The sequence below is a fragment of the Hallella seregens ATCC 51272 genome, from assembly GCF_000518545.1.
Taxonomy (GTDB): domain Bacteria; phylum Bacteroidota; class Bacteroidia; order Bacteroidales; family Bacteroidaceae; genus Prevotella; species Prevotella seregens.
The window spans coordinates 1-24,103 of the sequence record NZ_JADU01000009.1 but is presented as its reverse complement, the minus strand read 5'-3'; the positions used below and the strand labels follow the sequence as shown (position 1 = coordinate 24,103).

The window sequence follows — 24,103 nt, the reverse complement described above, 5'->3', positions numbered from 1 at the left end:
TCTCCCCGCAACGGGAGAGGGGCGGGGCTTTTCGACTATGCAACAGAAGATCATCATCCTCGATTTCGGTTCGCAGACCACGCAGCTCATTGGCCGCCGCGTGCGCGAGCTGGACACCTTCTGCGAGATCCTGCCCTACAACAAGTTTCCGCACGACGATCCCTCCGTCATTGGCGTGATTTTGAGCGGCAGCCCCTACTCCGTGCACGACAAGGAAGCCTTTCGCGTGGACCTGAGCCGGCTCATCGGCCGCTATCCTGTGCTGGGCATCTGCTACGGCGCCCAGTTTATCAGCCATGCCGGAGGCGGCCGGGTGGAGCAGACCGGCACGCGCGAGTACGGCCGGGCCAACCTGCAATGGCTTGACTCCACCAATCCCTTGTTCAAGGGCTTCGACCCCAACTCGCAGGTGTGGATGAGCCATGGCGACACCATCACGGCCATCCCCGCCGGCTATCGGGTCATCGGCTCCACGCCTGACGTGGAATATGCGGCCTTTGCCAGCGGCTCGCAGCCCGTGTGGTGCGTGCAGTTTCACCCCGAAGTGTACCATACCACGCAGGGCATGCAGCTGTTGCGCAACTTCGTGGTCGACATCTGCGGCAGCCGTCAGGAGTGGAGCGCCGCCTCGTTTGTGGAGTCGACGGTGGCCGAACTGCGGCAGCAGCTGGGCGGCGACCGCGTCATTCTGGGCCTCTCGGGCGGCGTGGACTCGTCGGTTTGCGCCACGCTTCTCAACCGCGCCATCGGCCGCAACCTCACGTGCATCTTCGTGGACCACGGCATGCTGCGCAAGAACGAGTTCCAGAAAGTGATGGAGGCCTACCAGGGCCTGGGGCTCAACGTGGTGGGCGTGGACGCTTCAGAGAAGTTCTTCAAGGACTTGGAGGGCGTGACCGACCCCGAGCAGAAGCGCAAAATTATAGGCCGCGACTTCGTGGAAGTGTTCAATGCGGAGGCTCGGAAAATCACCGACGCCAAGTGGCTGGCCCAAGGCACCATCTATCCCGACCGTATCGAGAGCCTCAGCATCACGGGTATGGTCATCAAAAGCCACCACAACGTGGGCGGCCTGCCCAAGGAAATGCACCTGCAACTCTGCGAGCCGCTGAAGTGGCTGTTCAAGGATGAGGTGCGCCGCGTGGGCTTCGAGCTGCACATGCCCGAGCGGCTCATCAAGCGCCACCCGTTCCCCGGGCCCGGCTTGGCCGTGCGCATCCTGGGCGACATCACGCGCGAGAAGGTGCGTATCCTGCAGGATGCCGACGACATCTATATCGGTAAGATGCACCAGTACACCATGCCCGACGGCACAAGTCTCTACGATCACGTGTGGCAGGCCGGCACGGTGCTGCTCTCCACCATCCGTTCTGTGGGCGTGATGGGCGACGAGCGCACCTACGAGCACCCGGTGGCCCTGCGCGCCGTGACCTCGACAGATGCCATGACGGCCGACTGGGCCCACCTGCCCTACGACTTTATGGCCGACGTGTCCAACGAAATCATCCGCAAGGTGAAGGGTGTGAACCGCGTGTGCTACGACATCTCCTCCAAACCGCCTTCGACCATTGAGTGGGAGTAGCTGCCCGCATGGCCCCACAAAGGCAAGGGGAACGCGGCCCGTCGTGGCTGCGTTCCCCTTGTGGGTTGAGGGCGTTCCGCTACTGTCTTGGCGGTGCCTCTCCCGGTTTTCAGAGGCGTTTCCCTCTGTTGTTAGAAGTGCTTTTCATTAGTATATAGAATGGTCTCCTTTTGTTTTCGGAAGAGCCTCTTCCGGTTTTCAGGAGTGTCTCGCTTTGTTTTCAGAGAGGAGCCGCAAGCATTGGGCCGTCTTATTGCGTGACTTTTATCTCTGCGTTCCTGTCATCAACGGAAACATTGATGTAGAGCTTGCGTTTCCTGCCTGTCGTGTTGGGCTCGGCGGTAATCACCAAGGTGGGTGTTCCCCGCTTCCTCCTTACCGTGAGCCAGCTGTATTGCACGGAGATGGTGTCGGGGTCTTCCAAAACTGTCCTTTCGCTTTTTCCGTCCCCGTTGTAATTTAATACCTCAATATTGTATGGAGCGTATGAACCCGACACCATGACGGTGCCTCCCTCTTTCGGGAAAGAGAGCTTGGAGGGATAGCCGCAGTTGCCGTCTGTCGTGCAGGATGCGGCCAGAAGGATACTTGTGAGGAGGAACAAGAGCTTCTTCATACGTCGTTTTTTTAGGGTTTTTAGGGGGTGTTTGCAGCCTAGAACCGTCCCTTTTCCTGTCTTTATAATGCCATTTGCAAGGAAAACTTGCACGTTTGCGTGCCAAAAATCGTATCCAGACTGCACGAACCCTCCCGCGTGCCGGCGCCGGTGCGGTGTGGCGGCCAAAGGTTTACGGCGCAACGGCCGCGTGATGACGGCGTAAACGCATGGCCGTTGCGGCGTAATCGCCATGCGATTGCACCGTCATCGTGCGGCCATGGCCCGTGGAACGTTTGGATGGTTAGGGTGAATTTTATACGATGGTACAGGACATGATGGGAGATTATGGGCTGTGCACAGATGCCCATCCCCGCGCAGCATCTGTGAAATCGGTGGAATCTGTGAGAGAAACAGGCGGTGCCGGCAATGTGTTTATCTGTTGTTGTGCAGATGTTGATGGTAAAACCATCTGCATTTCATCTGTGGCATTCGTGGCAAACCATCCCTGTTTTTCCATGTGTCCTCCCGGCCATGCCGCGCCCTTGCACCGCGGCGGCGGGGCCATGGACGCGCCGGCATGCGTCGGCGGAGGGGTCGGCCTGTGGATGGGACGAGGGCTGGGCACGCAGGATGAGGCGCAGACTCTGCTTGTAGTTCAGGTAGTTCCACACCCAGTTGAGGAACACCACCGTCTTGTTGCGCACGCCAAGGATGGAACGCAGGTGCACTACCAGCCACAACAGCCAGGCCGGGAACCCGCCGAAACGGAAACGCCCAATCTCGGCCACGGCCTTCTTGCGGCCGATGGTGGCCATGGCGCCCAGATTGCGGTAGCTGAATGGCTGCTCGGCTCTGCCCTCGAGGCGGCGCGAGAGGTTGTGGGCCACGGTGGCTGCTTGCTGCATGGCCACCTGGGCCAGCTGCGGATGGCCCAGCGGGTAGGCCTCGTCGCCCTCGACAAGACTCTGGTCGCCGACGGCGTAGACGTTGGGCACGCCCTTCACGCGGCAGTAGCGGTCGGTGAGGATGCGCCCGGCATGGCCGATACTTGCGGTGGGCAGGCCGCCGATGGCACTGGCCCTGACGCCGCTCACCCACACCGTCAGTCCGGCCTCCAGCGTGTCGCCGCCCTGCAACACCACGCCGCGGTCGTTGCAGTCGACCACGCGGCAGCCCTTCATCACCTTGATGCCCAGTTCCGTCAGGTCGCGTTCGGCGCGGGCCGAGAGGCCGGCATCCATGCCCTTGAGCAGACGGTCGCCCGAGTCGAGCAGGCAGATGTGCATGCGGCTGGCGTCCAGGTCGGGGTAGTCGCGCGGCACGATGGTGCGCTTCATCTCGGCCAGCGCGCCGGCAATCTCCACGCCCGAGGGCCCGCCGCCCACGATGACCACGTTCATCAGCCGCTGCCGGGCCTCCTCATTGTCCTCGGTCTCGGCGCGCTCCAGGTTCTGCAGGATGGTGTTGCGCAGGCGCATGGCCTCGGCAACGGTCTTCATGGGCAGGGCGTTGCGCTCGATGTCGGCATTGCCGAAGAAGTTGGTCGTGGCTCCGGCGGCCAGCACCAGGAAGTCGTAGTACAGCGTGCCGAAGGAGGTTTGCAGCGACTGCTCCTCCGGGTTCACGGCCTGCACCTCGCCCATGCGGAAGTAGAAGTTGGTGCGGCCTTGGAACAGACGGCGGAAAGGAAACGAGATGCTGCTCGGCTCCAAGCCGGCCGAGGCCACCTGATAGATGAGTGGCGGAAACTGGTTGTAGTTGTTCTTGTCGACCAGCACCACCTGGAAAGGGGTGCGGCACAGGCTCCGGGCCAGCTGCAGGCCGGCGATGCCGCCGCCCACAATGACCACGCGGCGGTGCCCGCCCTTGTGTATATTTGCTCTCATTGCTGCTTTTGTGTTAAGCGTTGTGTGTATGTTTTGCCGTGCGTTGGGCATCAATTGATGTGTGCAAAGGTAAGTAAAATCACGCGTAAAACCTTGATGAATCGGAAAAGAAACGTTACCTTTGCCCCATAGAACAGGAGACAACATCCAACATAAACGACAAAAACAACCATGACAAAGAAGCTGAAACCCTCCACGCTCTGCGTGCGGGGCGGGTGGAAACCCAAGAACGGCGAGCCCGTGGAGCCGCCCATCGTGCAGAGCACCACGTTCAAGTATGACAATTCCGAGGAGATGGCCATGCTCTTCGACCTGAAAAAGGAGGGATATTTCTATACCCGGCTGCAAAATCCGACGCTCGATGCTGTGGCCGCCAAGATAGCCGCGCTCGAGGGCGGCGTGGGTGCCATGCTCACTTCGTCGGGGCAGGCGGCCAACTTCTACGCCGTGCTCAACATCTATTCGGCCGGTGACCACATCGTGGCCTCCAACGAAATCTACGGTGGCACGTTCAATCTCTTCGGCGTGACGATGAAGAAAATGGGCATCGACTGTACGTTTGTGAACCCCGAACTGCCCGAGGAGGAGATCGGAAAAGCCTTTCGTCCCAACACCAAGGCCCTCTTCGGCGAGACCATTTCCAACCCCGGCTGCCGCGTGCTCGACATTGAAAAGTTTGCGCGCATCGCCCATCGCCATGGCGTGCCCCTCATCGTCGACAACACTTTTGCCACGCCCGTCAACTGCCGTCCGTTTGAATGGGGCTGCGACATCGTGACCCACTCCACCACAAAGTACATGGACGGCCATGCCACGCAGGTGGGCGGTGTGGTCGTGGACAGCGGCAACTTCGACTGGGCAGCCCATGCCGACCGCTTCCCGGGCCTCACCACGCCCGACGATTCCTACCATGGTCTCGTCTACACCACGGCCTTCGGCAAGCTGGGCTACACCACCAAACTCGTGGCTCAACTCATGCGCGACTTGGGCAGCATCCCGTCGCCGCAAAACGCTTTCCTGCTCAACCTGGGGCTGGAGACCCTGCACCTGCGCATGCGCCAGCACTGCGCCAACGCCCAGCGCATAGCCGAGTTCCTGCACGGAGACCCTCGCGTGGCCTGGGTGCGCTACTGCGGACTCGACGACGACCCGTGTCATGACCTGGCCCGGAAGTATTTGCCCGGTGGCTCGTGCGGCGTCATCGCTTTCGGACTGAAAGGCACCCGCGAGACGGCCATCCGGTGGATGGACTCGCTCGAGCTCATCAACATCGCCACGCATGTGGCCGACAGCCGCTCTTGCGTGCTCCATCCGGCCAGCCACACCCACCGCCAGCTCTCCGACGAGCAGCTGCGCGCGGCCGGCATCGCCCCCGACCTCATCCGCCTTTCGGTGGGCATTGAAGATGCCGACGACCTGCTCGACGACATCCGCCAGGCTCTCGACAGGCTGTAAGAAGAGCTCCCATGCAGAGCTGCCAACGTGGAAACAATGGCAAATCTGCATGGGAGCATTTTTATTTCCCGCCGATGCGCATGGCGCGCATGGCGTTGAGCACGGCGAGAACCATCACTCCCACGTCGCCGAACACGGCCACAGGCATGGCCCACGAACCCATGAAACCAGAGGCAACGGCGAGCAGGATGCCCACCTTGACGGCGATGGCGAAGACAGCATTCTGCCGGGCGATGCGGATGGTGCGGCGCGAAATGCGGATGGCGAGGCCCAGTTTGGAGGGCTTGTCGTCCATGAGCACCACGTCGGCAGCCTCGATGGCCGCGTCGCTGCCCAGCGCACCCATGGCCACGCCCACGTCGGCGCGGGCCAGCACAGGGGCGTCGTTGATGCCGTCGCCCACGAAAGCCAGGCTCCGTCCGGCGGCATTCTCCTTGAGCAACCGCTCCACATGGGTCACCTTGTCGGCCGGCAGCAGTCCGGCGTAGTAGGCATCGAGGCCCAGTTGGCTGGCCACCGTGCGCCCCACTTCCTCGCGGTCGCCGGTGAGCATCACCGTCTTGCTCACGCCCAGACGCTTCAGCGTGGCGACGGCATCGGCGGCGTCGGACTTCAGCTGGTCGGCAATGACCACGTGTCCGGCATAGACACCCTCCACCGCCACATGAACCACGGTGCCCGTATGAGCCTTGCACTTGTCGCAAGGCACCACGGCGGCTCCCACGGCAGCCATCATTTTCTCGTTGCCCACACACACCGTCCGCCCGTCTATCACGGCTCGAATACCCAGGCCGGGCAGTTCTTCCACCTGCTCCGTGCGGCAGTTGTCATGTTCGAGAGGGTAGGCAGCGCGCAGGGCGGCGGCGATGGGGTGGTTGGAGAGGTGCTCCACATGGGCCGCCAGATGCAGCAGTTCGCGCTCGTCGGGCATGTCGGGGTGCACGGCCTCCACGGCAAACACGCCGCGGGTGAGCGTTCCGGTCTTGTCGAACACCACGATGCCCATGCGCGACAGGGCCTCCATGAAGTTGCCGCCCTTGATAAGAATACCCTTGGTTGAGGCGGCACCGATGCCGGCAAAGAACGTGAGCGGCACGCTGATGACCAGTGCACACGGACAGCTCACCACCAGAAAGGTCAGTGCCCGGTAGAGCCAAGAGGGCAGGGCGGCGGCGTAGCCGGTGTAGAAGAAAGGTGGGATGAGGGCGATGGCCAAGGCCAGGAACACCACCACGGGCGTGTAGACGCGGGCAAAGCGACGGATGAAGGTCTCGCTGTGCGACTTGTTTTCGCCGGCATCCTCCACCAACTGGAGAATGCGCGAGGCCGTGGACTCGCCGAAAGAGTGGGTCACCCGCAGCTTGATGACCCCCGTGAGGCTCACGCAACCCGAGGCCACCTCGGTGCCCTTGGCCGCGTCGCGGGGCAGGCTCTCGCCCGTCAGAGCCACAGTGTCGAGGCTTGTGGAGCCCTCGACGACGGTGCCGTCGAGGGGTACTTTCTCGCCCGGCTTCACCACGATGACGTCGCCCGGCTGTACCGTCTCCGGGGCCACCGTCTCCAGTTGGCCACCCCGTTCCACGTGGGCCGTGTCGGGACGGATGTCCATCAGCTTGGCAATGGACTCGCGGCTGCGGTCTTCGGCATAGTCCTCGAACAGCTCGCCCACCTGGAAAAACAGCATCACGAACACGGCTTCGGGGAATTGCGGCTCGGCCCCCGGCAGGAAACCGATGAACAACGCCCCGATGGTGGCGATGGCCATAAGGAAGTCTTCGTCGAAGGGGTCGCCCTCCATGACTCCCTCTGCCGCCTCGCCCAGCACGTCGTAACCGATGAGCAGGTAGGGCACCAGGTAGACAACGAGCTGCTGCCACACGGGCAAGCCGCTGTCGTGAGTAACGAGCCATGCGGCCAGCAGCAGCACGGCGGTAGCAATAATTCTCAGTAATTTGCGGTTCATAACTTTGCCTTGTTATCGTTTTCTGTGGGCAAAGTTACGGCAAATGTTTTGCAACCGAGTTGCAAAGTTGAGGCCCCCGGACCTTCTACACCTTATTATTATTTGGGCGTGGAGGCGGGCAGGGACAGAATGTCCATCATGTCGGCGCGAAAAAACTCTTCCAATGGCAGCCCGTCGGTGCCTACCACCAAGGCCCTGCAGGGATGAAACTTGCCGGCAAAAAGCGGCAGCCCCTTGTTGGTTCCTCGCTTCCCGCTCTTTACTTCTATGGCCGTCAGCTCTCCATCGAGGTCGACAATGTAGTCCACTTCGTCGTTTCGCTCGCGCCAATAGTACACGCCGTAGCCCTCTTCTTCGGCTTTGGACATGAGGTGCACGCCTACGGCCGACTCGACCCACCGCCCCCACATCATGGGATCCGTGCGTACTTTGCCGTATGACGTGCGGTGAAAAGCCGTGAGCAGGGCGTTGTTGTAGACTTGGAATTTAGGAACAGACTGGTACCAGCGGGACTTGTCGTGGGCATATTTTTGCAGACCGGTGATGAGATGGCACTCTCGAAGCACGTTGAGATAGGACTGGAGGGTGGTGACATTGCCTGCATCTTGCAGCTGTCCCAGCATCTTGGTGAGCGACAACAACTCGGCAGAGTAGGAGCAACCCATCTCGAATAGCTGAACCATGAGGGCCGGTTTGTAGATGCGCGAGGTCATCATCACGTCTTTTTCTATGGCTGGCGCAACCAGCGCATCCTTGACATACCGCCTCCATCTATGCTCTGTTCCCATCATAGAAGCCGTGCCTGGGTAGCCGCCGAAGTAGATCCACTGGTTCATGCTCAGCCCGAAAGCATCGCCCATCTCTTTGAGTCCCCAGTGCCCCATGCGGATCAATTCGAAGCGTCCGGCCAGCGATTCGGTCAGTCCCTTGCGAATCATAAGGCGCGAGGAGCCCAGCAAAATCAGCTTAATGCCCACTCCAGCCATGGTGTCGCTGTCCCACTCGCGCTTGACGGCTTCGCTCCAGTTGCTGATTTTCTGGATTTCATCTATGACGAGAATCAGCTGGTCGTATCCCTGCAACTGCATAAGGGCGCGTGCTCCTTCCCAGCAACGTCTCACCCAGTCGGTATCGTTCTCGTCGATGTGGTCGGCATTGAACGACAAATGAGGCGTGCTGACGGCTTCCAGCACCTGCGTCACCATCGTGGATTTTCCTACTTGTCTTGGGCCCACAACCACCTGGATGAACTGCCTCGGCTCATCCATCCGACTCAGTAAAGTATCAAATTGCGCTCTTCTGTACATGTCTTCAACTCCTCGTCAAGTTTTCGCGGAATGTTCAAATTCAGTTTACGGAATGTTCAAATTTCGTTTGCAGAATGTTCAAGTTCGGTTTACGAAATGTTCAAATCTCGTTGCAAATTTAGCGATTCTTAGGTAGAAAAGCGAGGTTGTCGGGGAGTTTAACACTCTGATGGGCAGAACTTCGTGTTGGATGGAGCACGTTATGCCCCGTCTCGCCCTGAGCCCGCCCCCGCGTGCACCTACCGCACGGGGAGGGTGATGGCGTGGGTGCCGAGGGAAGAAGCCACGAAAATGGTGGCGGAGCCCCGTCTCTGGCGGCTGCGCACGACGATGGAGGCGAGCCCTTTCCAGGTGGTTGCGCGGTTGGAAGTGAGGGGTTCGAGGTCTTCGAGGTCGGCGCTGCCGGCAGCCAGGAGGCGTGCGGGGCCGTCGACGCGCACCGTGAGGGGAAGCGAGGCATTGGGCACCACGCGGCCTTCGGCATCGATTACCTCCGCGGTGACATAGGCCAGCGACTGCCCATCGGCCGGCATCGCCGTGCGGTCGGCCGTGAGCCGCACGGCGGCCGGGGCTCCGGCGGTGGCGAGCAGCACGCTGTCGGTCTCGCGTCCGGCGGCATCCACGGCCACGGCGCGCAGCTGCCCGGCGGCATAGGCCACGGGGAACACGGCCTTGAACTCCGTGGCAAGCGTGGTGGGCTTCTCGCCCACGAGCCGCCCATTGAGGTAGAGCCGCACGGCCGGAGCCTTGCTGCAGACCTCCATGTCGATGGTGCGGCCCTCCCAGCCTGGCCAGTTCCAGCTCTCCCAAGTGGGCCATACGGACCACTGCGTCTCCTTGATGTCGCCCTTTCCGCCGTAGCCGTTGGGCTCTTTCACGGCCATGTAGAGCGTGGGCGCGGCGTCGCGGTTCCACAACATGTCGCGATAGTGCGAGACGGGCTTGCGCCATCCCGTGAGGTCCACATCGCCGCAGTAGGCCCCGTGGTAGGGGAACTGGTCGCGTTGATAGTGTTCGCCCGAGCTCTCGCCGGCCGTAATGCCACCGCCCGATGCCCGATTCGCCCAGATAGTCGAGGCCTGTCCACACGATGTCGCCGATGATATAGGCGAAGTCGCGGGTGCGCTGCCAGTTGCGGAACGCGTCGCGCGGGTAGCTCTCCGTCTGCCAGAGGATGCGCTGCGGAGCCCGCACATGGTCGGCGGCATGCCTGTGCATCATATAGTTGTAGCCCACGACGTCGAGCGCTTCGGCGTGCAGGTCGTAGATTTCCCAGTCGTTGTTCCAGGTGCACAAGGCCTCGGTCACCGGGCGTGTGTCGTCGTGCCGCAGCACCTCGCGCCTCATATTGCGGGCGGTGGTCACCACATTGTCGCCCTTGGGGCGGAGGTGGCAGGTGACGTCCAGGCTGAACGGCGTGTAGCCATAGGCATGGGTGCCCGCCTCGTGGCCGTTCACGTAGACGCGGCAACGCTGGTAGACGCCGTCGAAGCAGAGGCGCACACGCTTGCCCCGGGGCATGGCGAACCGCTTGCGGTAGGTGCCCTTGCCGCCGGGATAGTAGCCTCCGCCGTTGGTTGTGGCGGCGTCGGCCCGCGGGGCGTGGCCGATGTCCCAGTCGTGGGGCAGGTCCACGGGCTGCCAGCGGCGGTCGTCGTAGGCGGGCGAGACGGCCTCGGGCACGTCGGCCTCGACAAACCGCCACCCCATGTCGAACAGTTGGCGGGTAGAGGCGGGGCAATTCGTAAACTCCTGGGCGGCGGTTCGGCCGGCGGCGGCCAGTGCGATGAAAAGGAAGAGCAGGTTTCTGAATATGACGGTAGGTTGGATTGCTGCCGCAAAGATAGCATGATTTTGCGGAAACCGCACTATCGGGCCCCGGAAAAATGGTGCCGGCACCGCCGCCAGGACAGTGCGGCCGCGGGGCTGGCTGCTTGGCGGGAGCGTGCCGGGAGGCCGGGACGGAGCCTCCCGGGCGGCGCTTATTTCCTGCCGTAGACGGCCTTGACCACGTGCCAGTGCTTGCGGATGTCGTCGCAGCCGGCGTGTTTCTGGGCCATCAGGTTGTACAGTTGGTCGTAGCGGGTGCCTTTCTGCTTCTCGGCCAGGGCCCATTGGCGGAACTCGTCGGCCGAGGGATGAACAATCGTGAGGTCTCTGACGACGGTGTAATTGCTGATTCCCTGCGCTTTCAGTATGCCCTCCATGCGGCCGATTTCCTGCTGCGTGGCCTCGGTGCTGGCGTAGATATAGACCTTGAAGTCGGGGTGGCCGCGGCGCGTTTCCAGTTCTTTGCGTATGCCTTTGTTGCCGAAACGGTCGGTGTCCCACGCCGTCGCGCTGACGTTCATCCAGTTGCTTTTCTGGGCTGCTGCCGTTCCTTGGGCGAAGCCAATCTCGTTCCGGCCGGGCAGCATCACGGTGACGACGGGCAGTGTGGTGGGTTGCACACTGGCGGGAACCTTGACTTCCCGGGTGATGATGTTCACCCACATGTGGTTCTTGCGGGCGTTGCGGCGAATCTCGACTTTCCTTACGGCCGCCGCCGGGAGGCGGGGCAGGCTCGATCTGCCGAACGTTGCGCCGTCGAGTTGCAGACTGGTTTGTGTGGCCTCGAAGGCCATGTGTGTGGCGCAGTCTGACAGATACGAGCCTTGCCCCACGTTTTCTATCCAGGTGTTGAGCGGGAAATGCACCACGTAGGCGTCTGCCACCTTGCGGCCCATCCGCTCCCGGGGCTTGAAGGTGACCATGGGCACGGAGTCGGCCGGAGCGGTGGCGAGGGCCGCGCTTCCGGAAGTTTGCCCTGCGGTTTCGGGTGTTGCGAAAGCGCTGAGCGCCAGCGCAACGAGCGGGACGAGGTACAGCGCCTTGGCGCGGGCCCGCTTGCGGGGATTGGATTTCATCATCATGGAAATTCTTTTTTGGGTTAAACTGTGATTGAAACTGTTGGCAAGGGCGCAGGTTCCGGACCCCGCGACCTTGCGGACCAGCAGCATTTGATATTCTCGGAGGCCGACGCCCCGGCGCAGGGCATGGTCGTCGGCCTGGTATTCGTGCACGTCGCGCAGACAGTTGCCCAGCACATAGACCAGCGGGTTCCACCATTGCAGGGTCTCCACGGCGGCCAGCAGCAGCACGTCGAGCGAGTGGCAGTGCAGAATGTGCCCCTGTTCGTGCAGGATGATGGGGCGGCCGTGCATGCGGTAGTCGGCCTCGCCGATGACGATGCTCCGCATCCAGCTGAATGGTGCCACGTCTTCGGCATGGCAGTAGACGGTGCAGCCGTTCTCCCGCAGGGTCCACAGGCATCCGCAGCGGATGGCTCCCCGCATGCGGGCCACCTGCATCAGGCGCACGGCGCCCGTGGCCGCCATGCCGGCCAGACAGGCCCAACCCAGGACGACGGTCCACGGCAGCCCTGCAGCTGCGGGGGCGGCCATGTCGGGATCGGGCTGAGATGCCGGCTGCACCGTGGGTTCCGACCCCTCGGTCGGGGCGGGAGCGGGGGCCGCGGGCGGCTGTATGTCCAGGTGGGTGGTGTGCCATTTCATGGCGGGCATGGGCACATGGCACAGCGGAACCGACAGTGACAGCAGCAGAATGCCCAGCAGCACCGCACGATTGAGCCTGAAGAGCCGCTCGTGCCTGAGCAGCAACAGGTAGGGAATGAGCAGCAGGGCCAGCACGGCGGCCGAGCGGAGCGAGTAGGAGAGCAGGTCATTCATAAGCCGGGGTTTCGCTGTAAAGGGTTGCCATGAGTTCCCGGAGCTCGTCGGGCGAGAGGTTCTCCTCCCTGACAAAGAAGCTGAACATCGACTTCAAGCTGTTGCCGAAGAGGTCTTTCTTGATGCCGTTCATTGCGCGGCGGGTGTATTCGGCGCGCGTCACCAAGGGGACGTACAGCTGTGTCTTGCCCTGTCCTTTCACCTTATAATAGTCCACAAAGCCTTTCTCTACCAGTATTTTCATGTAGGTGGCCAGCGTGGTGTAGGCCGGACGGGGCTCCGGGCACCGCTGAAGAATGTCGTGCACGCATGCCGAATGATTGATGTCCCACAGGATGGACATCAGGTCGAACTCGGCTTTGGTCAGGGTCTTCTCTTTCTGTTTCATGGCTCCGGTGTATGGGTTTACACGGGCAAAGATAGGCCGCCGGCCCGTTTGCTGCAAGCGTTCTATTTCTAATCCTTTCGATATGGAACGCTATTTAACGTTTATTGTTCGTAATAAAAGGTTTGTTAAGAACCGTCGTGCTGTATCCGTGACGGCGGTGGGGTGGGCGCGTGACCTGCCGGCGGCCCTGCAGCCGGGCGGTGGAGGCGTGGCGACGGCGGCTTTGTTGTGTTTTGATGACGGGTTTTTCGCGTTGCGGTGACGGGTTTTTCGCGTTGCGTTTACGGCGTGGACGCACGGCGATTGCACCGCAGCGGCGGTGCGTTTGCGGCGTTGCAGCGAGGCCGGCAGTGGGTGGACGAGGATAAACGGCAAAGGCAAGCGTCTTGTTTTCAGACACTTGCCTTTGCCATTGGTCGGGGCGACAGGATTCGAACCTGCGACCACCTGGTCCCAAACCAGGAGCGCTACCGGACTGCGCTACACCCCGCGGGGCAATTCGCAGCGGTCGGCCATGCGGTGGCGAGCCCGCCCGCGAATTGCAGGTGCAAAGGTATCACATTTCCGCGACACCACCAAACTTTTCCCGCCTTTTTAGAGACAGTTCGCATCTTGGCAGCCCCGGAGGCGGAAGCCTTTGGGCGTGGCGGCGAGTCTTTCGGCGGGAGGCGGCCGGAGGGCAGAAGAATTTCAGCGGCTTTGCTTGCCGGAACAAAATTAAAGCCGTAATTTTGGGCATGTTTAAAACCATCAGCATGAACAAAACGCACGCTCTTTTCCTTTTGCTGCTTCTGGCAGTGATGCCGTCGTTTGCCCAACCGCCCATGCAGGGCGGGGAGTGGAAAGCCAGCGACGGCAAGCATGTCAACGTCCATGGCGGCAACATCCTCGCCCTGGGCGGCACCTACTACTGGTATGGCGAGGCCCGCTCGCACGACGGCAAGCCCTATTCTTCCTTGGGCGTGGGCCTCTATACGTCAAAGGATTTGCTGCACTGGACCAGCCGCGGCCTTGTGCTGCCGGTGAGCCGGGAGGCCGGAAGCGACATCGAGGGCGGGTGCATCATGGAGCGTCCGAAAGTGGTCTACAATGCCCGAACCCGCAAATACGTCATGTGGTTCCATCTGGAACTCAAGGGGCAGGGCTACGACGCGGCGCGCTATGGCATCGCCACAAGCGACACGCCGGCGGGGCCGTTCCGGTTTGTGCGCTCGGGCAGAGTCAATCCCGGCGGCTGGCCCATCGGCTTCTCCCTGCCCGACACCACCGACCTGCGCCACCAGCTTCTCTTTCCCGAGCTGAAAGCGTGGTGGACGCCCGAGTGGCGCACGCAGATAGAGCGTGGCATGTTCTTCGTGCGCGACCTCGAAGGCGGCCAGATGGCACGCGACATGACCATCTTTGTCGACGACGACGGCAAGGCTTACCATGTCTATTCCTCCGAGGACAACCTCACCTTGCAGATAGCCCAGCTGGCCGACGACTACATGTCGCACAACGGATCTTTCGTGCGCGTGGCTGCCGGGGGGCAGAACGAGGCCCCGACCGTCTTCAAGAAAGACGGCGTCTACTGGATGATAACAAGCGGATGCACCGGGTGGGCGCCGAACGCGGCGCGGATGTTCTGTGCAAAAAACATCTTCGGCCCGTGGAAACAGTTGCCCAACCCATGCCGTGGCGAGGGGGCCGACAAGACTTTCGGGGCGCAGGGAACCTATATCTTCGAGCTGACGACAGGCAGGGAGCGCAAGCTCTTCAAGGGCGCCGGCCATGTTTTCATGGCCGATATATGGAATCCGGAGCACCTCTCCGAGAGCCGCCATCTGTGGATACCCGTCACGTTTGAGGACGGCGTGCCCGTGTTGAGGAAATAAGGGAACAGTCGCCGCCCGAAATAAGCTTGCTGAAAAGAAACACCCGCAGGGCCGGAGCCCCCGCCGTCTCAGAGCAGTCTTAGGGCAATGGCGGCGCAGGCTTCAGCGTCGGCCAGAGCGTGGTGGTGGCGATCCAGCCGGTAGCCACAGGCCGCCGCCACGGTATGGAGCTGGTGGTTGGGCAAATGGGGCAGGGCACGGCGGGCGGCCCGCAGCGTGTCGTGGAAAGAATAGTCGGGATAGTCCATCTGGTAGGTGCGGAAAACAGCCCGCAGGCAGCCCTCGTCGAAGGGACTGTTGTGGGCCACGAGGGGCAGATTGGCGATGAGCGGCCGGATTTGGGCCCACACTTCGCTGAACACGGGAGCGTCGTCGGTGTCGCGTTGCGTCAGGCCGTGCACCTGTGTGCATCGCCAGGTGTAATAGTTGGGCTCGGGCTGGATGAGCGAGTAGAACGAGTCGGCCACTTCGCCGTGGCGCACAATCACGACGCCCACCGAGCACACGCTGCTGCGCTCGAAGTTGGCCGTCTCAAAATCTATGGCTGCAAAGTCTGTCATGGCTGGATGCGGGATGGACGATAGGTCTGAATCTGCACAAAGTTACGCATTTCGTCTCAACAAACGAACCCGGCCGTCGGGTTTGTAACAGCGGGCAAGGTTAAAAAGAGTGAACGGAGCCTTTCGTGCAACTTCCAACTATTTACTTCTTGTGTTCCCAGTTAATGTATTATTGTTCGCGCGCGAGAAAGGCAGTGCGCTCCCTTGGTTCCATGCAAAATTTGGGTGACAAGGAGAGCGACGGAACGTGGGAAAGGAATGGATTGGCAAAGTCTGCTGCCATGATGTGGGGCAGGACAGCACAGCCTTGCACTTGCTTGTGGAGTCCGCCTTCCATTCTTGGCAAAACAAAAAAGCCTAAAAGTTTGGTGGTTCCAAATAATATGCTTACCTTTGCAACCACTTTCCAATAGGCAAGTTTACGATATGGCGGGATAGCTCAGCTGGTTAGAGCGTCGGATTCATAATCCGGAGGTCGTGGGTTCGGGTCCCACCCCCGCTACATTGAGAGTTAAGGAGTTGCAGCAATGCAACTCCTTTTTTATTTCTATCGGTGAGCTTTTGGTGAACTTTCCAATGAAAATTGTTATAATATGAATGCTTCTAAAATTTTGGACTTACCTGGGAGTTATCTATTACATCGGTTCTTCCCTGTTTATATCAAATGATCTTTCCAATTCTAATTCTGGCTGGGTGAGCAATATAGGCACCTCTTTCTTTTCTACCTCTGAAGGTTCTATGGAAGCATTCTTACCAAGAGGATAAAGTGTTAAGATGTGTTATAAACAAGATTTCTCCCAATCTCTGTGTCTACAAATTCGTATTTTAATTGTCCATTTAGTAAATATGAAAAAAGATGAAAATGGATGACTATAAGAATATAAGAACTTACCTGGACTTTCTTCAGTTGAAAGATCACAAATGTTGCCACGTATGAGTTGATGCTCTGTGAAAACTTATCCGCAGACATCTGCCCTGCCTTGATGGTAGCAAGGGCAAGTTCCCATGCACCGGTCATTTCGGCATTGGCAATCTTCTTGCCCTTCACAATCTATTACCCGATTTGTTATGGAAAGCGGATAATGGCATATATATGAACGTTTCCGGCGGAGGAACTTATCTTTTCCTTTCCCCCTTGTTCAAATATCCTTTTTCGATCAATAAATTTACGAGAAACTTTCGCAAGTCCTGGTCAGTGGGCACATTGAGCTTCTTGCGGATATGGTTGCGCGTCACGTTGATGTTGTTTTCCGTTTTGTTGAGCAGCAGGCAGATTTCCCGGCCTTTCTTGCCCTCAAGGATAAGACGGCACACGTCCGTTTCTGATTTAGTGAGACAAGGGAAGAGCTGGGCGAGGTCGCAGTCGTCCGCCAAGTGGTTCTTCAGGTGCAGGCGCACGGCGTTGACGAGGTTGCGCTGCGAAACGGGCGTGAGCATGGCGAAGAGACGGTCCACGTCGTCAGCCGACGGATTGCGGTGGCTGCTCATCCGCAGATAACCCTCTATCTCCTGCGCGTTGAGCCTCACGGCCCTCAACAGTGCTGTCCTGCCGTATTGCAGGCTGGCATTCTCTTTCGACACGCTCATCACGTTGCGCCGCAACAGTTCGCCCAGCACACAGAGGAAATACTGCACGAAGAGGAAGAAGCTGAACAGCCGCCAAAGCGAAGGCTCTTGAAGAAAGATGGCCACACAACCGTAGCTGATCATACTGATGGTGGAGACGATAAAGGGGGTAAGCCGGACAAAGCCCATCACAAGGAAGAAGATAGCCAGCAATGACGCTATCTGATTGACGAGGATGAGTTGCAGAAAATGGTCGGGACGGACGCTGGAGAAATAAAAGAAGCGCACGGCGATGGCACACTGTGCCACGAGTGCCGTGAGTGAAAAAGCCTGGGAAAGCGTCAGCCGCCGCGTGAGATAGAGCGACAGCGAAAGGAGGCACACCGCAAGGTGTATGGCGCTCATGGAAAGCGGAAGCCGGTCGTGCGAACCGCCCAAGCCCATGAACTGCAGCAATATGATGGTCACAACGAGAACCGAGTGCAGCAAATACACGGTGATGCGGTGCTGCTCGACGGTGTTTCCGGCGCGCGACTGCAGAAATGCCGAAACCTTTTCAGTGAGATAACGAGTGCTCATGTTTGTCGTTTTTACTTTTTATGACGGATGCAAAGATACGTTTTTACTTTCTCTTTTCCAAGCTTTCATTAAGTGTTTTTAAGGGGATATTAAGGGTTTTAAGGTATAATGATACAATTAAAATGGTCTTTTTCTTATAAATTTTAAAAATCACAATTCTCTTTTTCTTATTTTTGCATGGCCTTTTGCTGTTTTCGCACAAATGTTTCTTGCGGAATTGCTCGGAAAAGAACCATCCGGCATGCGAAATTCAGTCGGCAGGAATGTGACGTGAGAAAACAAGAAGATAAAAATATTTTAATTTCAATTTTAGATATTCAGTAAAATGAAAATGAAAACAAAGACAACAAACATCATTCAGAGGCTCTGCCTCTTCCTGTTCGTCCTCGTGCTGGCAGCACCGGCGTGGGCGACAGCTACGGGCGTGAGGGCTATGAGACATTCCGATCACGCGACTTAGGCACGCATCAGACTGTAAGAACACTCCGAAAAGGGAACGTGGAAATCACGTTCAGCCGTTGCAATACCACCGGCGGAACGGGCAACCGTGCCATCTATGAACTGGCAAAGGGTTCCCGCATCAACGTAGAGGTTGACGACGGCTATGCCATCCGCTGGATCATCCTGCGCGATACGGAGGGTGGAGAAGACTATGACGAACCCAATGGCATCAAGCGCATCAGCAGCGTTACATCGGGCTACGACTATTACTTCGAGAGGAATGCCATCTCGAACTCGGGGATAAGCGGAGCCAATCAGAATAATCTCAACGACGACGACAACAATATCGTCGTCTACAATTATGATGCCTCGGCAAGAAGTGTCAACATCTACACCCACAACAATTCCCGTTGGGGACAGTTCAAGGTGCGCGACATCATTGTGGGTTACGTCAAGGTACCCAAGGTGAGATTCGAAAAAGACAGCTATGACGTATACACCGTATCGAATTCGTTTATGGCCAACCTCGACAAGGGTGAGTACGACGGCAATATAGAGTACTATGTGGACAACAATGAAATTGCGGATGTCAACAATAACGGAAGTCTAAAGTTAAAGCGCCCCGGAACGGTAGGCCTCACCGCCATTTTCCCCAGCAATGAAAAGTTTGCCAAAGCGCAGTGCGGCACGACGATCAACGTGAAGCGCGACCGAGTAACCTTCAACTACCAGGTACCGCGGCCTAAGGTGTTGTATTACCAGGGTGATGGATACGCCAACGCAATCTATAACTTATATGATTATTCGGACTTTACGACGGAAAGTGGTATACCTTACAACAGGGGTAATGACGGGTTTAACGTCGAATGCACTAATGACGACGTGCTGTCGATTGAGAAAACGATAGGAAGATGCTTCTTTGAACGTACCGCAGGCACTGTAACCGTCACCATGACTCAGCATGAGAACAACCTTTACGCGGAGTCTTCTCTTAGGCAAACATTCACAGTAATACGCACGGACAAGGGGGCTAAGACCATGCTCATCAAAGACCTCAACGAATGGAAGCTGTTCTGCAAACTCGTCAACGACGAGGGCATGGCCGGACTCAACGCCCGGCTGGAAACCGATGTCAACCTCGGGAGCGACATCGCGATGGTGGGGACTACCGACCACCCTTATACCGGCACGTTCGACGGACAGAACCATACGCTCACGCTCAACTGGAACACCGACAAAAACGACATCGCCCCCTTCCGCAGGGTGGGCGGCGCAACCATCAAGAACCTGCGCACCGCAGGGACTATCAAATCGAGCAGTTACTTTCTGGCAGGGTTGATTGACGAGGTATCCGGCGATAACAACACCATCTCGGGCTGCGTCAGCAATGTGGACATCACAAGTTCCTATACCGGCGAGGGGTGCGGAGCGGGAGGCTTGATTTCCTATATATATGGCAGCACCCGCGTTGCCATCACCGACTGCCTTGTCAAGGGCAGTATCAATGCCAGCGGTGCAGGCAGAAGAGGCATGGGCGGATTCGTATATAGCCAGAACGGCACCTGCACGCTGACCAACTGCCTCTACGCCGGCACGAACAATGTGGAAAACAACGGAGAAAGAACCAATACCTTTGCTTATAACGCCACGACGGACAACTGCCACTACCTCAACCCCTGCGGCAAGGCACAGGGCACGAAGGTAACCACAGACCAGCTCAAGAACGGCGAGGTGGCTTATCAGTTGCAAAAGAGCAGAAACGAGCAGGTGTGGGGACAAACCATCGGCACGAACAACGAGCCGCAGCTCATCGCCTTCGACAACTCGGCAAAGAAAGTATATCAGGTGAACTTCACCTACAAGGACCAGGTGAAAGCCACCCGCTATGCCAACAGCGGCAAGACCGTCAGCCTGCCCACCACGAGAGACATCGTGGGCAGCAGCTACAACGAGCACCATTATTACACCATCGCCTTTACCGACAACTTCAACGAAAACACCACCGTCACGGGCGACAAGCAGGTGACTGTCAGCATCACCGAAAAGGATGCTTACGAAATCGGGTCGGCAGACGAATGGAATACATTCAGCAACCTCGTGATCAAGGGCGAGAACGGACTTGACGCCAAACTGACCGCCGACATCGACCTCGGCGTCTACTTCAAAATGGTGGGCGATTACTACCACCCTTACTTCGGCACGTTCGACGGGCAAGGGCACACGCTCACGATGAACTGGGACAGCGGCAATGATCAAAAGGTAGGTGTTTTTAATTACGTGAAAGACTGCACCATAAAAAATCTGCGCCTCGAGGGAAAGATTACGGCGAATGCTGACGAGGTGGGCGGATTGATTTATTCGGCGAAGGGCAATTCCACCATTTCGGGATGCGTCAGTAATCTGCAAATCACGAACAAATATAAAGACGGCAGAATGTCAGGCTTGATTTCCGTAGTCTTCGATCCTGCCAACGTTACCATTAACGACTGTATCGTAAAGGGCGACATGAAAAGCATGAATAGGGAAGGAAATAAAGACATCGTTGGGTTTGTAAAAAGACAGTATGACAAATGCACGCTCAACAACTGCCTCTACATCGGCACCAACAACGCCGACAGTCAATGGGCGCGTACCTTTTGCAATAACGCCAACCTCAATAACTGCTACTATCTGAACCCTTGCGGCACGGCGCAAGGCACGCAGATTACCGAAGAGCAACTGAAAAACGGCGAGGTGGCGCATCTGCTGCAGAACGGCAGGGACACGCAGTTCTGGGGACAGAAGCTCGGCACCGACAACGAGCCGATGCCCACCACCGACGAGGCGAAACATATATATAAGGTGGACTTCGCCTACAACAACGAGGTGAAGGCCACGCGCTACGCCACCCGCAACAACGCCATCTACGGCGACATGCCCACCTTTACCGCGCAGGGCCTCATGGGCAGCGAATACAACGAGCACCATTATTACACCCTCGCCTTTGCCGGCGACTTCAACGGCTCCACCACCGTCAGCTCCGACCAGACCGTGGCAGTGCTCTTCAACCATAAGGAAGCCTACGAGATAGCCTCGAAGGACAACTGGAAGACGTTCTGCGACCTCGTGAACGACGGACAGGCCGGCCTCGACGCCAAGATGACAGCGGACGTCGACCTCGGCTCGGACATCGTGATGGTGGGCGTGACCAGAAACTATTCCGGCACGTTCGATGGGCAGGGACATGCGCTCACCGTCAACTGGAATCACACAAGCTTCGTCAATATAGCCCCCTTCAAGACTGTGGAAGGCGCCACCATCAAGAACCTGCATGTAAAAGGGCAGATTGAAGCAACAGGCAACAGCCTTTTGTCCGGATTGATTCTGTCTGCCTCTGGCAAGATCTCCGTCTCGGGCTGCGTCATCGATGTGGACCTCAAGGGCTCCAGCTATTTAGCAGGCATGATTCATATGGTAAACCTCAATACCGAGGTTATTATCACCGACTGCGTCGTCAAGGGAGCGCTCAACTCCGCGAAGAAGAGTATCGGCGGATTTGTAGACTATCAGGGCGGCACCTGCACGCTGACCAACTGCCTCTACGCCGGCACGAACAACGCCACCACCGGTAGCAATACCTTCGCCGATAACGCCACCCTGAACAACTGCTACTACCTCAACGCCTGCGGCACAGCACAGGGCACGCAGGTAACGGAGGAGCAACTGAAGAGCGGCGAGGTGACCTATAAGTTGCAGAACGGCAGAGACACGCAGTTCTGGGGACAGACGCTCGGCACCGACAACGTGCCGCAGTTCACCGCCGACGCGGCGAAGAAAGTCTATAAAGTGGGCTTCACTTACAAAGATAAGGAAGTAGCCGCGCGCTACGCCAACAAGGGCGGCACCGTCAGTCTGCCCACCTTGCAGGAAGCCCTCGGCAACAGCTACAACCCACACCATTACTACACCGGACTGACCTTTGCCGACGGCTTCAACGCCTCCACCACCGTAACAGCCGACAGGCAGGTGGCTGTCAGCATCACCGAAAAAGACTGCTACGAAATCGCATCGAAGGAAGACTGGAAGGCGTTACGCGACCTCGTGAACAACGGACAGCCCGCCGTCGACGTCAAGCTGACGCAGGACGTCGATCTCGGCACGGAAATCGTGATGGTGGCCGATACTTGGCCCAACCGTTATTACGGCACATTCGACGGACAGGGACACACGCTCTCTTTCTCCTGGGATGCCGGCAACAGAAGAGAGATTGCCCCCTTCAAATATGTGAAGGACGCCACCATCCGCAACCTGCGCACCCAAGGGAAGATTACGTCGAGCGGTTACGATAGCCAGTTGTCCGGATTGATTCAAAACGCTGAGGGCACAACCACCATTTCCGGCTGTGTCAGCGAGGTGGACCTCAAGGGGAGCAGCTCATTGGCGGGCATACTTCAATGGGCGGATGACACTGCCCATATCACCATTAACGACTGCTTAGTCAAGGGAAACTTCCACGCCACGTCCGACCTGAATGGCGGCAAAGCAAGATATATATCCGGATTTATAGCTAATAAGACCCTAGAATCTACCTGCACGCTGAACAACTGCCTCTACCTCGGCACGAACAACGCCCTCAGCGACGACAAAACTAGCTTCACCTTCTGCTCGGAAAGTGAGCTGAACGAGGGCACCGGCTTTACGCGCATCAACAACTGCTACTACCTCAACCCCTGCGGCAAGGTACAGGGCGACAGGGTAACCGCCGAGCAACTCAAGAGCGGCGAGGTGGCGAAGATGTTGCAAGCCGGCCGCACCGACCAATGCCACTGGGCACAGCCGTTGGGCGAGACGCCGGGCCTCTACCGCGAGGCCGACAAGAGCAAGACCAACTACGTTTACTACGACACGGCGAACAGTCGCTGGGCATGTGAAGACTTCCGCCTCACCGACGCCAAGCCGCTGCCCATCGGCCTCGACTTCATCGCCGCCAGAGCCACCTACGAGCGCACGTTCGCCGCAAGCGGAAAGGCCACCATCTGCCTGCCCTACGAGCTGCCCGCCAACGGCTTCAAGGCCTACACCCTCTCGGGCGGCGACAACAGCGCAGTCCATTTCGCGGATGCGAAGGATAAGCTCGAAGCCTACAAGCCTTACCTGATTACTGTCGACGGTGTGCCACAGCTCGGCGGCGAGAACATACAGGTGAAAGCCTACAAGGCCGACGTCCTGAAGCAGACCGCCGCAGGTTTCAGCTTTGTGGGCACGGTAGCCGGCGTGGACAACGCTACGGCAACCGCCGCCAACGCCTACATCCTCCAGGATGACGGCAAGTTCCATAAGGTAACGACCGACAACCCCGCCGCTACGGTTCCCGCTTATCGCGCTTATGTCACTTGTCCGAAGGGCGCGGGCGCCAAGCAGCTCTCCATCGTCATCGACGGCGAGACCACCGGCATCGGTGGCGCTACGAACGACGCGAGGGGCAGAGCCGACGGTCCGGTGTATGACCTGCAAGGCCGACGCGTGGCCGACCGCCTCGACGACGCCGCACGCCACCGACTGCCCGCAGGCGTGTACATCGTAGGCGGACGCAAGGTGATTCTGAAATAAATAAGAAATAAAAAACAAGAATAATGAAAAAGTATATAAAACCAGCCATCAAAGTCTCTATTATCGAATTGGAAAACCATATCCTCGCCGGTTCCACCAGCGTGGGGATTGACGATGACCCCGCTACCGGACCCGCCTGCTCCAAACAGCAGGATTTCCTCGATGAAGAGGAAAGTTCTTCATCTTCGATATGGGACAATTAAAGCAAGTTCCGCTCATTTTTATCGGGAGTGCATCCACCAACGGGGAGATGCACTCCCGAAAATAAAAGACTTTATCAGCAAAGTGAAAATGACAAATGACGGCAGTCTTGCCCAACCCTGGGTAAATGTCTCGACAAATGACGGCAAGCCCAAGAACAACTACATCGTGAACGGATGTAAGGTAGTCGTAAAATAGATGATTTGTGGAAAAGCCACTCTACTTTGCCCCTTTTGGCCAAGTAGAATTTGCTCCTGTTGGCCACAACATGATTGCCCCTTGTAAAGTTCTGGTGCAGGGGTCAATTTTATTTTACCCTTTTAGATACTCTGGCTTTTCTTAGCCCTTAACTTACGCATGCTTTCGCCATATAATTCTATGGTATG

15 protein-coding genes, 2 tRNA genes and 1 pseudogene are annotated in these 24,103 nt (G+C 58.2%); 7 read left to right on the top strand and 11 right to left on the bottom strand.

Annotation, left to right across the window (positions count from 1 at the left end):
• The first annotated feature begins 37 nt into the window (after positions 1 to 37).
• Positions 38 to 1,582: a glutamine-hydrolyzing GMP synthase gene (gene guaA, locus L888_RS0103760; protein ID WP_005847553.1), complete on the top strand. Its 1,545-nt coding sequence runs from the start codon at positions 38 to 40 to the stop codon at positions 1,580 to 1,582.
• Positions 1,583 to 1,832: 250 nt separating this feature from the next.
• Here the strand turns inward: guaA and L888_RS14420 are convergent, their stop codons facing one another.
• Together L888_RS14420 and L888_RS13355 are read right to left on the bottom strand one after the other, a co-directional pair.
• Entirely contained in the window at positions 1,833 to 2,198 is a 366-nt protein-coding gene (locus tag L888_RS14420; protein WP_027951922.1) for a BACON domain-containing protein, read from the bottom strand.
• A 458-nt stretch (positions 2,199 to 2,656) separates the two neighbouring features.
• Positions 2,657 to 4,066 (bottom strand): NAD(P)/FAD-dependent oxidoreductase, encoded by a 1,410-nt coding sequence (locus L888_RS13355; RefSeq protein ID WP_245594813.1) that lies wholly within the window; start codon positions 4,064 to 4,066, stop codon positions 2,657 to 2,659.
• A gap of 171 nt (positions 4,067 to 4,237) precedes the next feature.
• Here L888_RS13355 and L888_RS0103745 point away from each other — a divergent pair, with 171 nt between their 5' ends.
• On the top strand, positions 4,238 to 5,521 hold the full coding sequence (locus L888_RS0103745; protein WP_027951921.1) for an O-acetylhomoserine aminocarboxypropyltransferase/cysteine synthase family protein: 1,284 nt from the start codon (positions 4,238 to 4,240) through the stop codon (positions 5,519 to 5,521).
• A gap of 61 nt (positions 5,522 to 5,582) precedes the next feature.
• Here L888_RS0103745 and L888_RS0103740 read toward each other — a convergent pair whose 3' ends face one another.
• The 6 genes and pseudogenes from L888_RS0103740 to L888_RS0103720 all read right to left on the bottom strand — a co-directional run bounded on the left by L888_RS0103740 (position 5,583) and on the right by L888_RS0103720 (position 12,907).
• Complete coding sequence (locus L888_RS0103740; RefSeq protein WP_027951920.1) at positions 5,583 to 7,484, bottom strand: heavy metal translocating P-type ATPase; 1,902 nt, start codon at positions 7,482 to 7,484, stop codon at positions 5,583 to 5,585.
• A 98-nt stretch (positions 7,485 to 7,582) separates the two neighbouring features.
• A complete protein-coding gene (locus L888_RS13350; RefSeq protein ID WP_044248583.1) occupies positions 7,583 to 8,791 on the bottom strand; it encodes an ATP-binding protein in 1,209 nt (402 codons plus the stop codon).
• Positions 8,792 to 9,030: 239 nt separating this feature from the next.
• Positions 9,031 to 9,999, bottom strand: a complete 969-nt coding sequence (locus L888_RS14825) for a DUF4982 domain-containing protein (protein WP_245594812.1) — start codon at positions 9,997 to 9,999, stop codon at positions 9,031 to 9,033.
• Positions 10,000 to 10,207: 208 nt separating this feature from the next.
• Positions 10,208 to 10,501: pseudogene (locus L888_RS14820) on the bottom strand (sugar-binding domain-containing protein); the annotation flags it as partial.
• A 272-nt stretch (positions 10,502 to 10,773) separates the two neighbouring features.
• Positions 10,774 to 12,519: a M56 family metallopeptidase gene (locus L888_RS0103725; RefSeq protein WP_027951919.1), complete on the bottom strand. Its 1,746-nt coding sequence runs from the start codon at positions 12,517 to 12,519 to the stop codon at positions 10,774 to 10,776.
• Positions 12,512 to 12,907, bottom strand: a complete 396-nt coding sequence (locus L888_RS0103720; RefSeq protein ID WP_235777536.1) for a BlaI/MecI/CopY family transcriptional regulator — start codon at positions 12,905 to 12,907, stop codon at positions 12,512 to 12,514. Before L888_RS0103720 ends, L888_RS0103725 begins: the two co-directional genes overlap by 8 nt.
• 82 nt (positions 12,908 to 12,989) lie before the next feature.
• On the opposite strand from L888_RS0103720, the gene L888_RS14415 reads away from it, so the two are divergent.
• Complete coding sequence (locus L888_RS14415) at positions 12,990 to 13,169, top strand: hypothetical protein (RefSeq protein ID WP_156924978.1); 180 nt, start codon at positions 12,990 to 12,992, stop codon at positions 13,167 to 13,169.
• 151 nt (positions 13,170 to 13,320) lie between these two features.
• Here L888_RS14415 and L888_RS0103715 read toward each other — a convergent pair.
• Positions 13,321 to 13,397, bottom strand: a tRNA-Pro gene (locus tag L888_RS0103715).
• Positions 13,398 to 13,662: 265 nt separating this feature from the next.
• Here L888_RS0103715 and L888_RS0103710 point away from each other — a divergent pair.
• Positions 13,663 to 14,781 (top strand): glycoside hydrolase family 43 protein, encoded by a 1,119-nt coding sequence (locus L888_RS0103710; protein WP_168109911.1) that lies wholly within the window; start codon positions 13,663 to 13,665, stop codon positions 14,779 to 14,781.
• A gap of 68 nt (positions 14,782 to 14,849) precedes the next feature.
• On the opposite strand, the gene L888_RS0103705 is transcribed toward L888_RS0103710, so the two are convergent.
• Positions 14,850 to 15,341, bottom strand: coding sequence for a 3'-5' exonuclease (locus tag L888_RS0103705; protein WP_005847529.1), 492 nt, complete (start codon positions 15,339 to 15,341; stop codon positions 14,850 to 14,852).
• A gap of 428 nt (positions 15,342 to 15,769) precedes the next feature.
• Here L888_RS0103705 and L888_RS0103700 point away from each other — a divergent pair.
• Positions 15,770 to 15,843: transfer RNA gene (locus L888_RS0103700), tRNA-Met, on the top strand.
• A 614-nt stretch (positions 15,844 to 16,457) separates the two neighbouring features.
• Here the strand turns inward: L888_RS0103700 and L888_RS0103690 are convergent.
• Positions 16,458 to 17,486 (bottom strand): helix-turn-helix transcriptional regulator, encoded by a 1,029-nt coding sequence (locus tag L888_RS0103690; RefSeq protein WP_027951917.1) that lies wholly within the window; start codon positions 17,484 to 17,486, stop codon positions 16,458 to 16,460.
• Positions 17,487 to 17,984: 498 nt separating this feature from the next.
• On the opposite strand from L888_RS0103690, the gene L888_RS13340 reads away from it, so the two are divergent.
• Both L888_RS13340 and L888_RS0103680 read left to right on the top strand, forming a co-directional pair.
• Positions 17,985 to 23,516 (top strand): filamentous hemagglutinin, encoded by a 5,532-nt coding sequence (locus L888_RS13340; protein WP_316929384.1) that lies wholly within the window; start codon positions 17,985 to 17,987, stop codon positions 23,514 to 23,516.
• A 23-nt stretch (positions 23,517 to 23,539) separates the two neighbouring features.
• Entirely contained in the window at positions 23,540 to 23,719 is a 180-nt protein-coding gene (locus L888_RS0103680) for a hypothetical protein (protein WP_005846692.1), read from the top strand.
• The last annotated feature ends 384 nt before the right edge of the window (positions 23,720 to 24,103 follow it).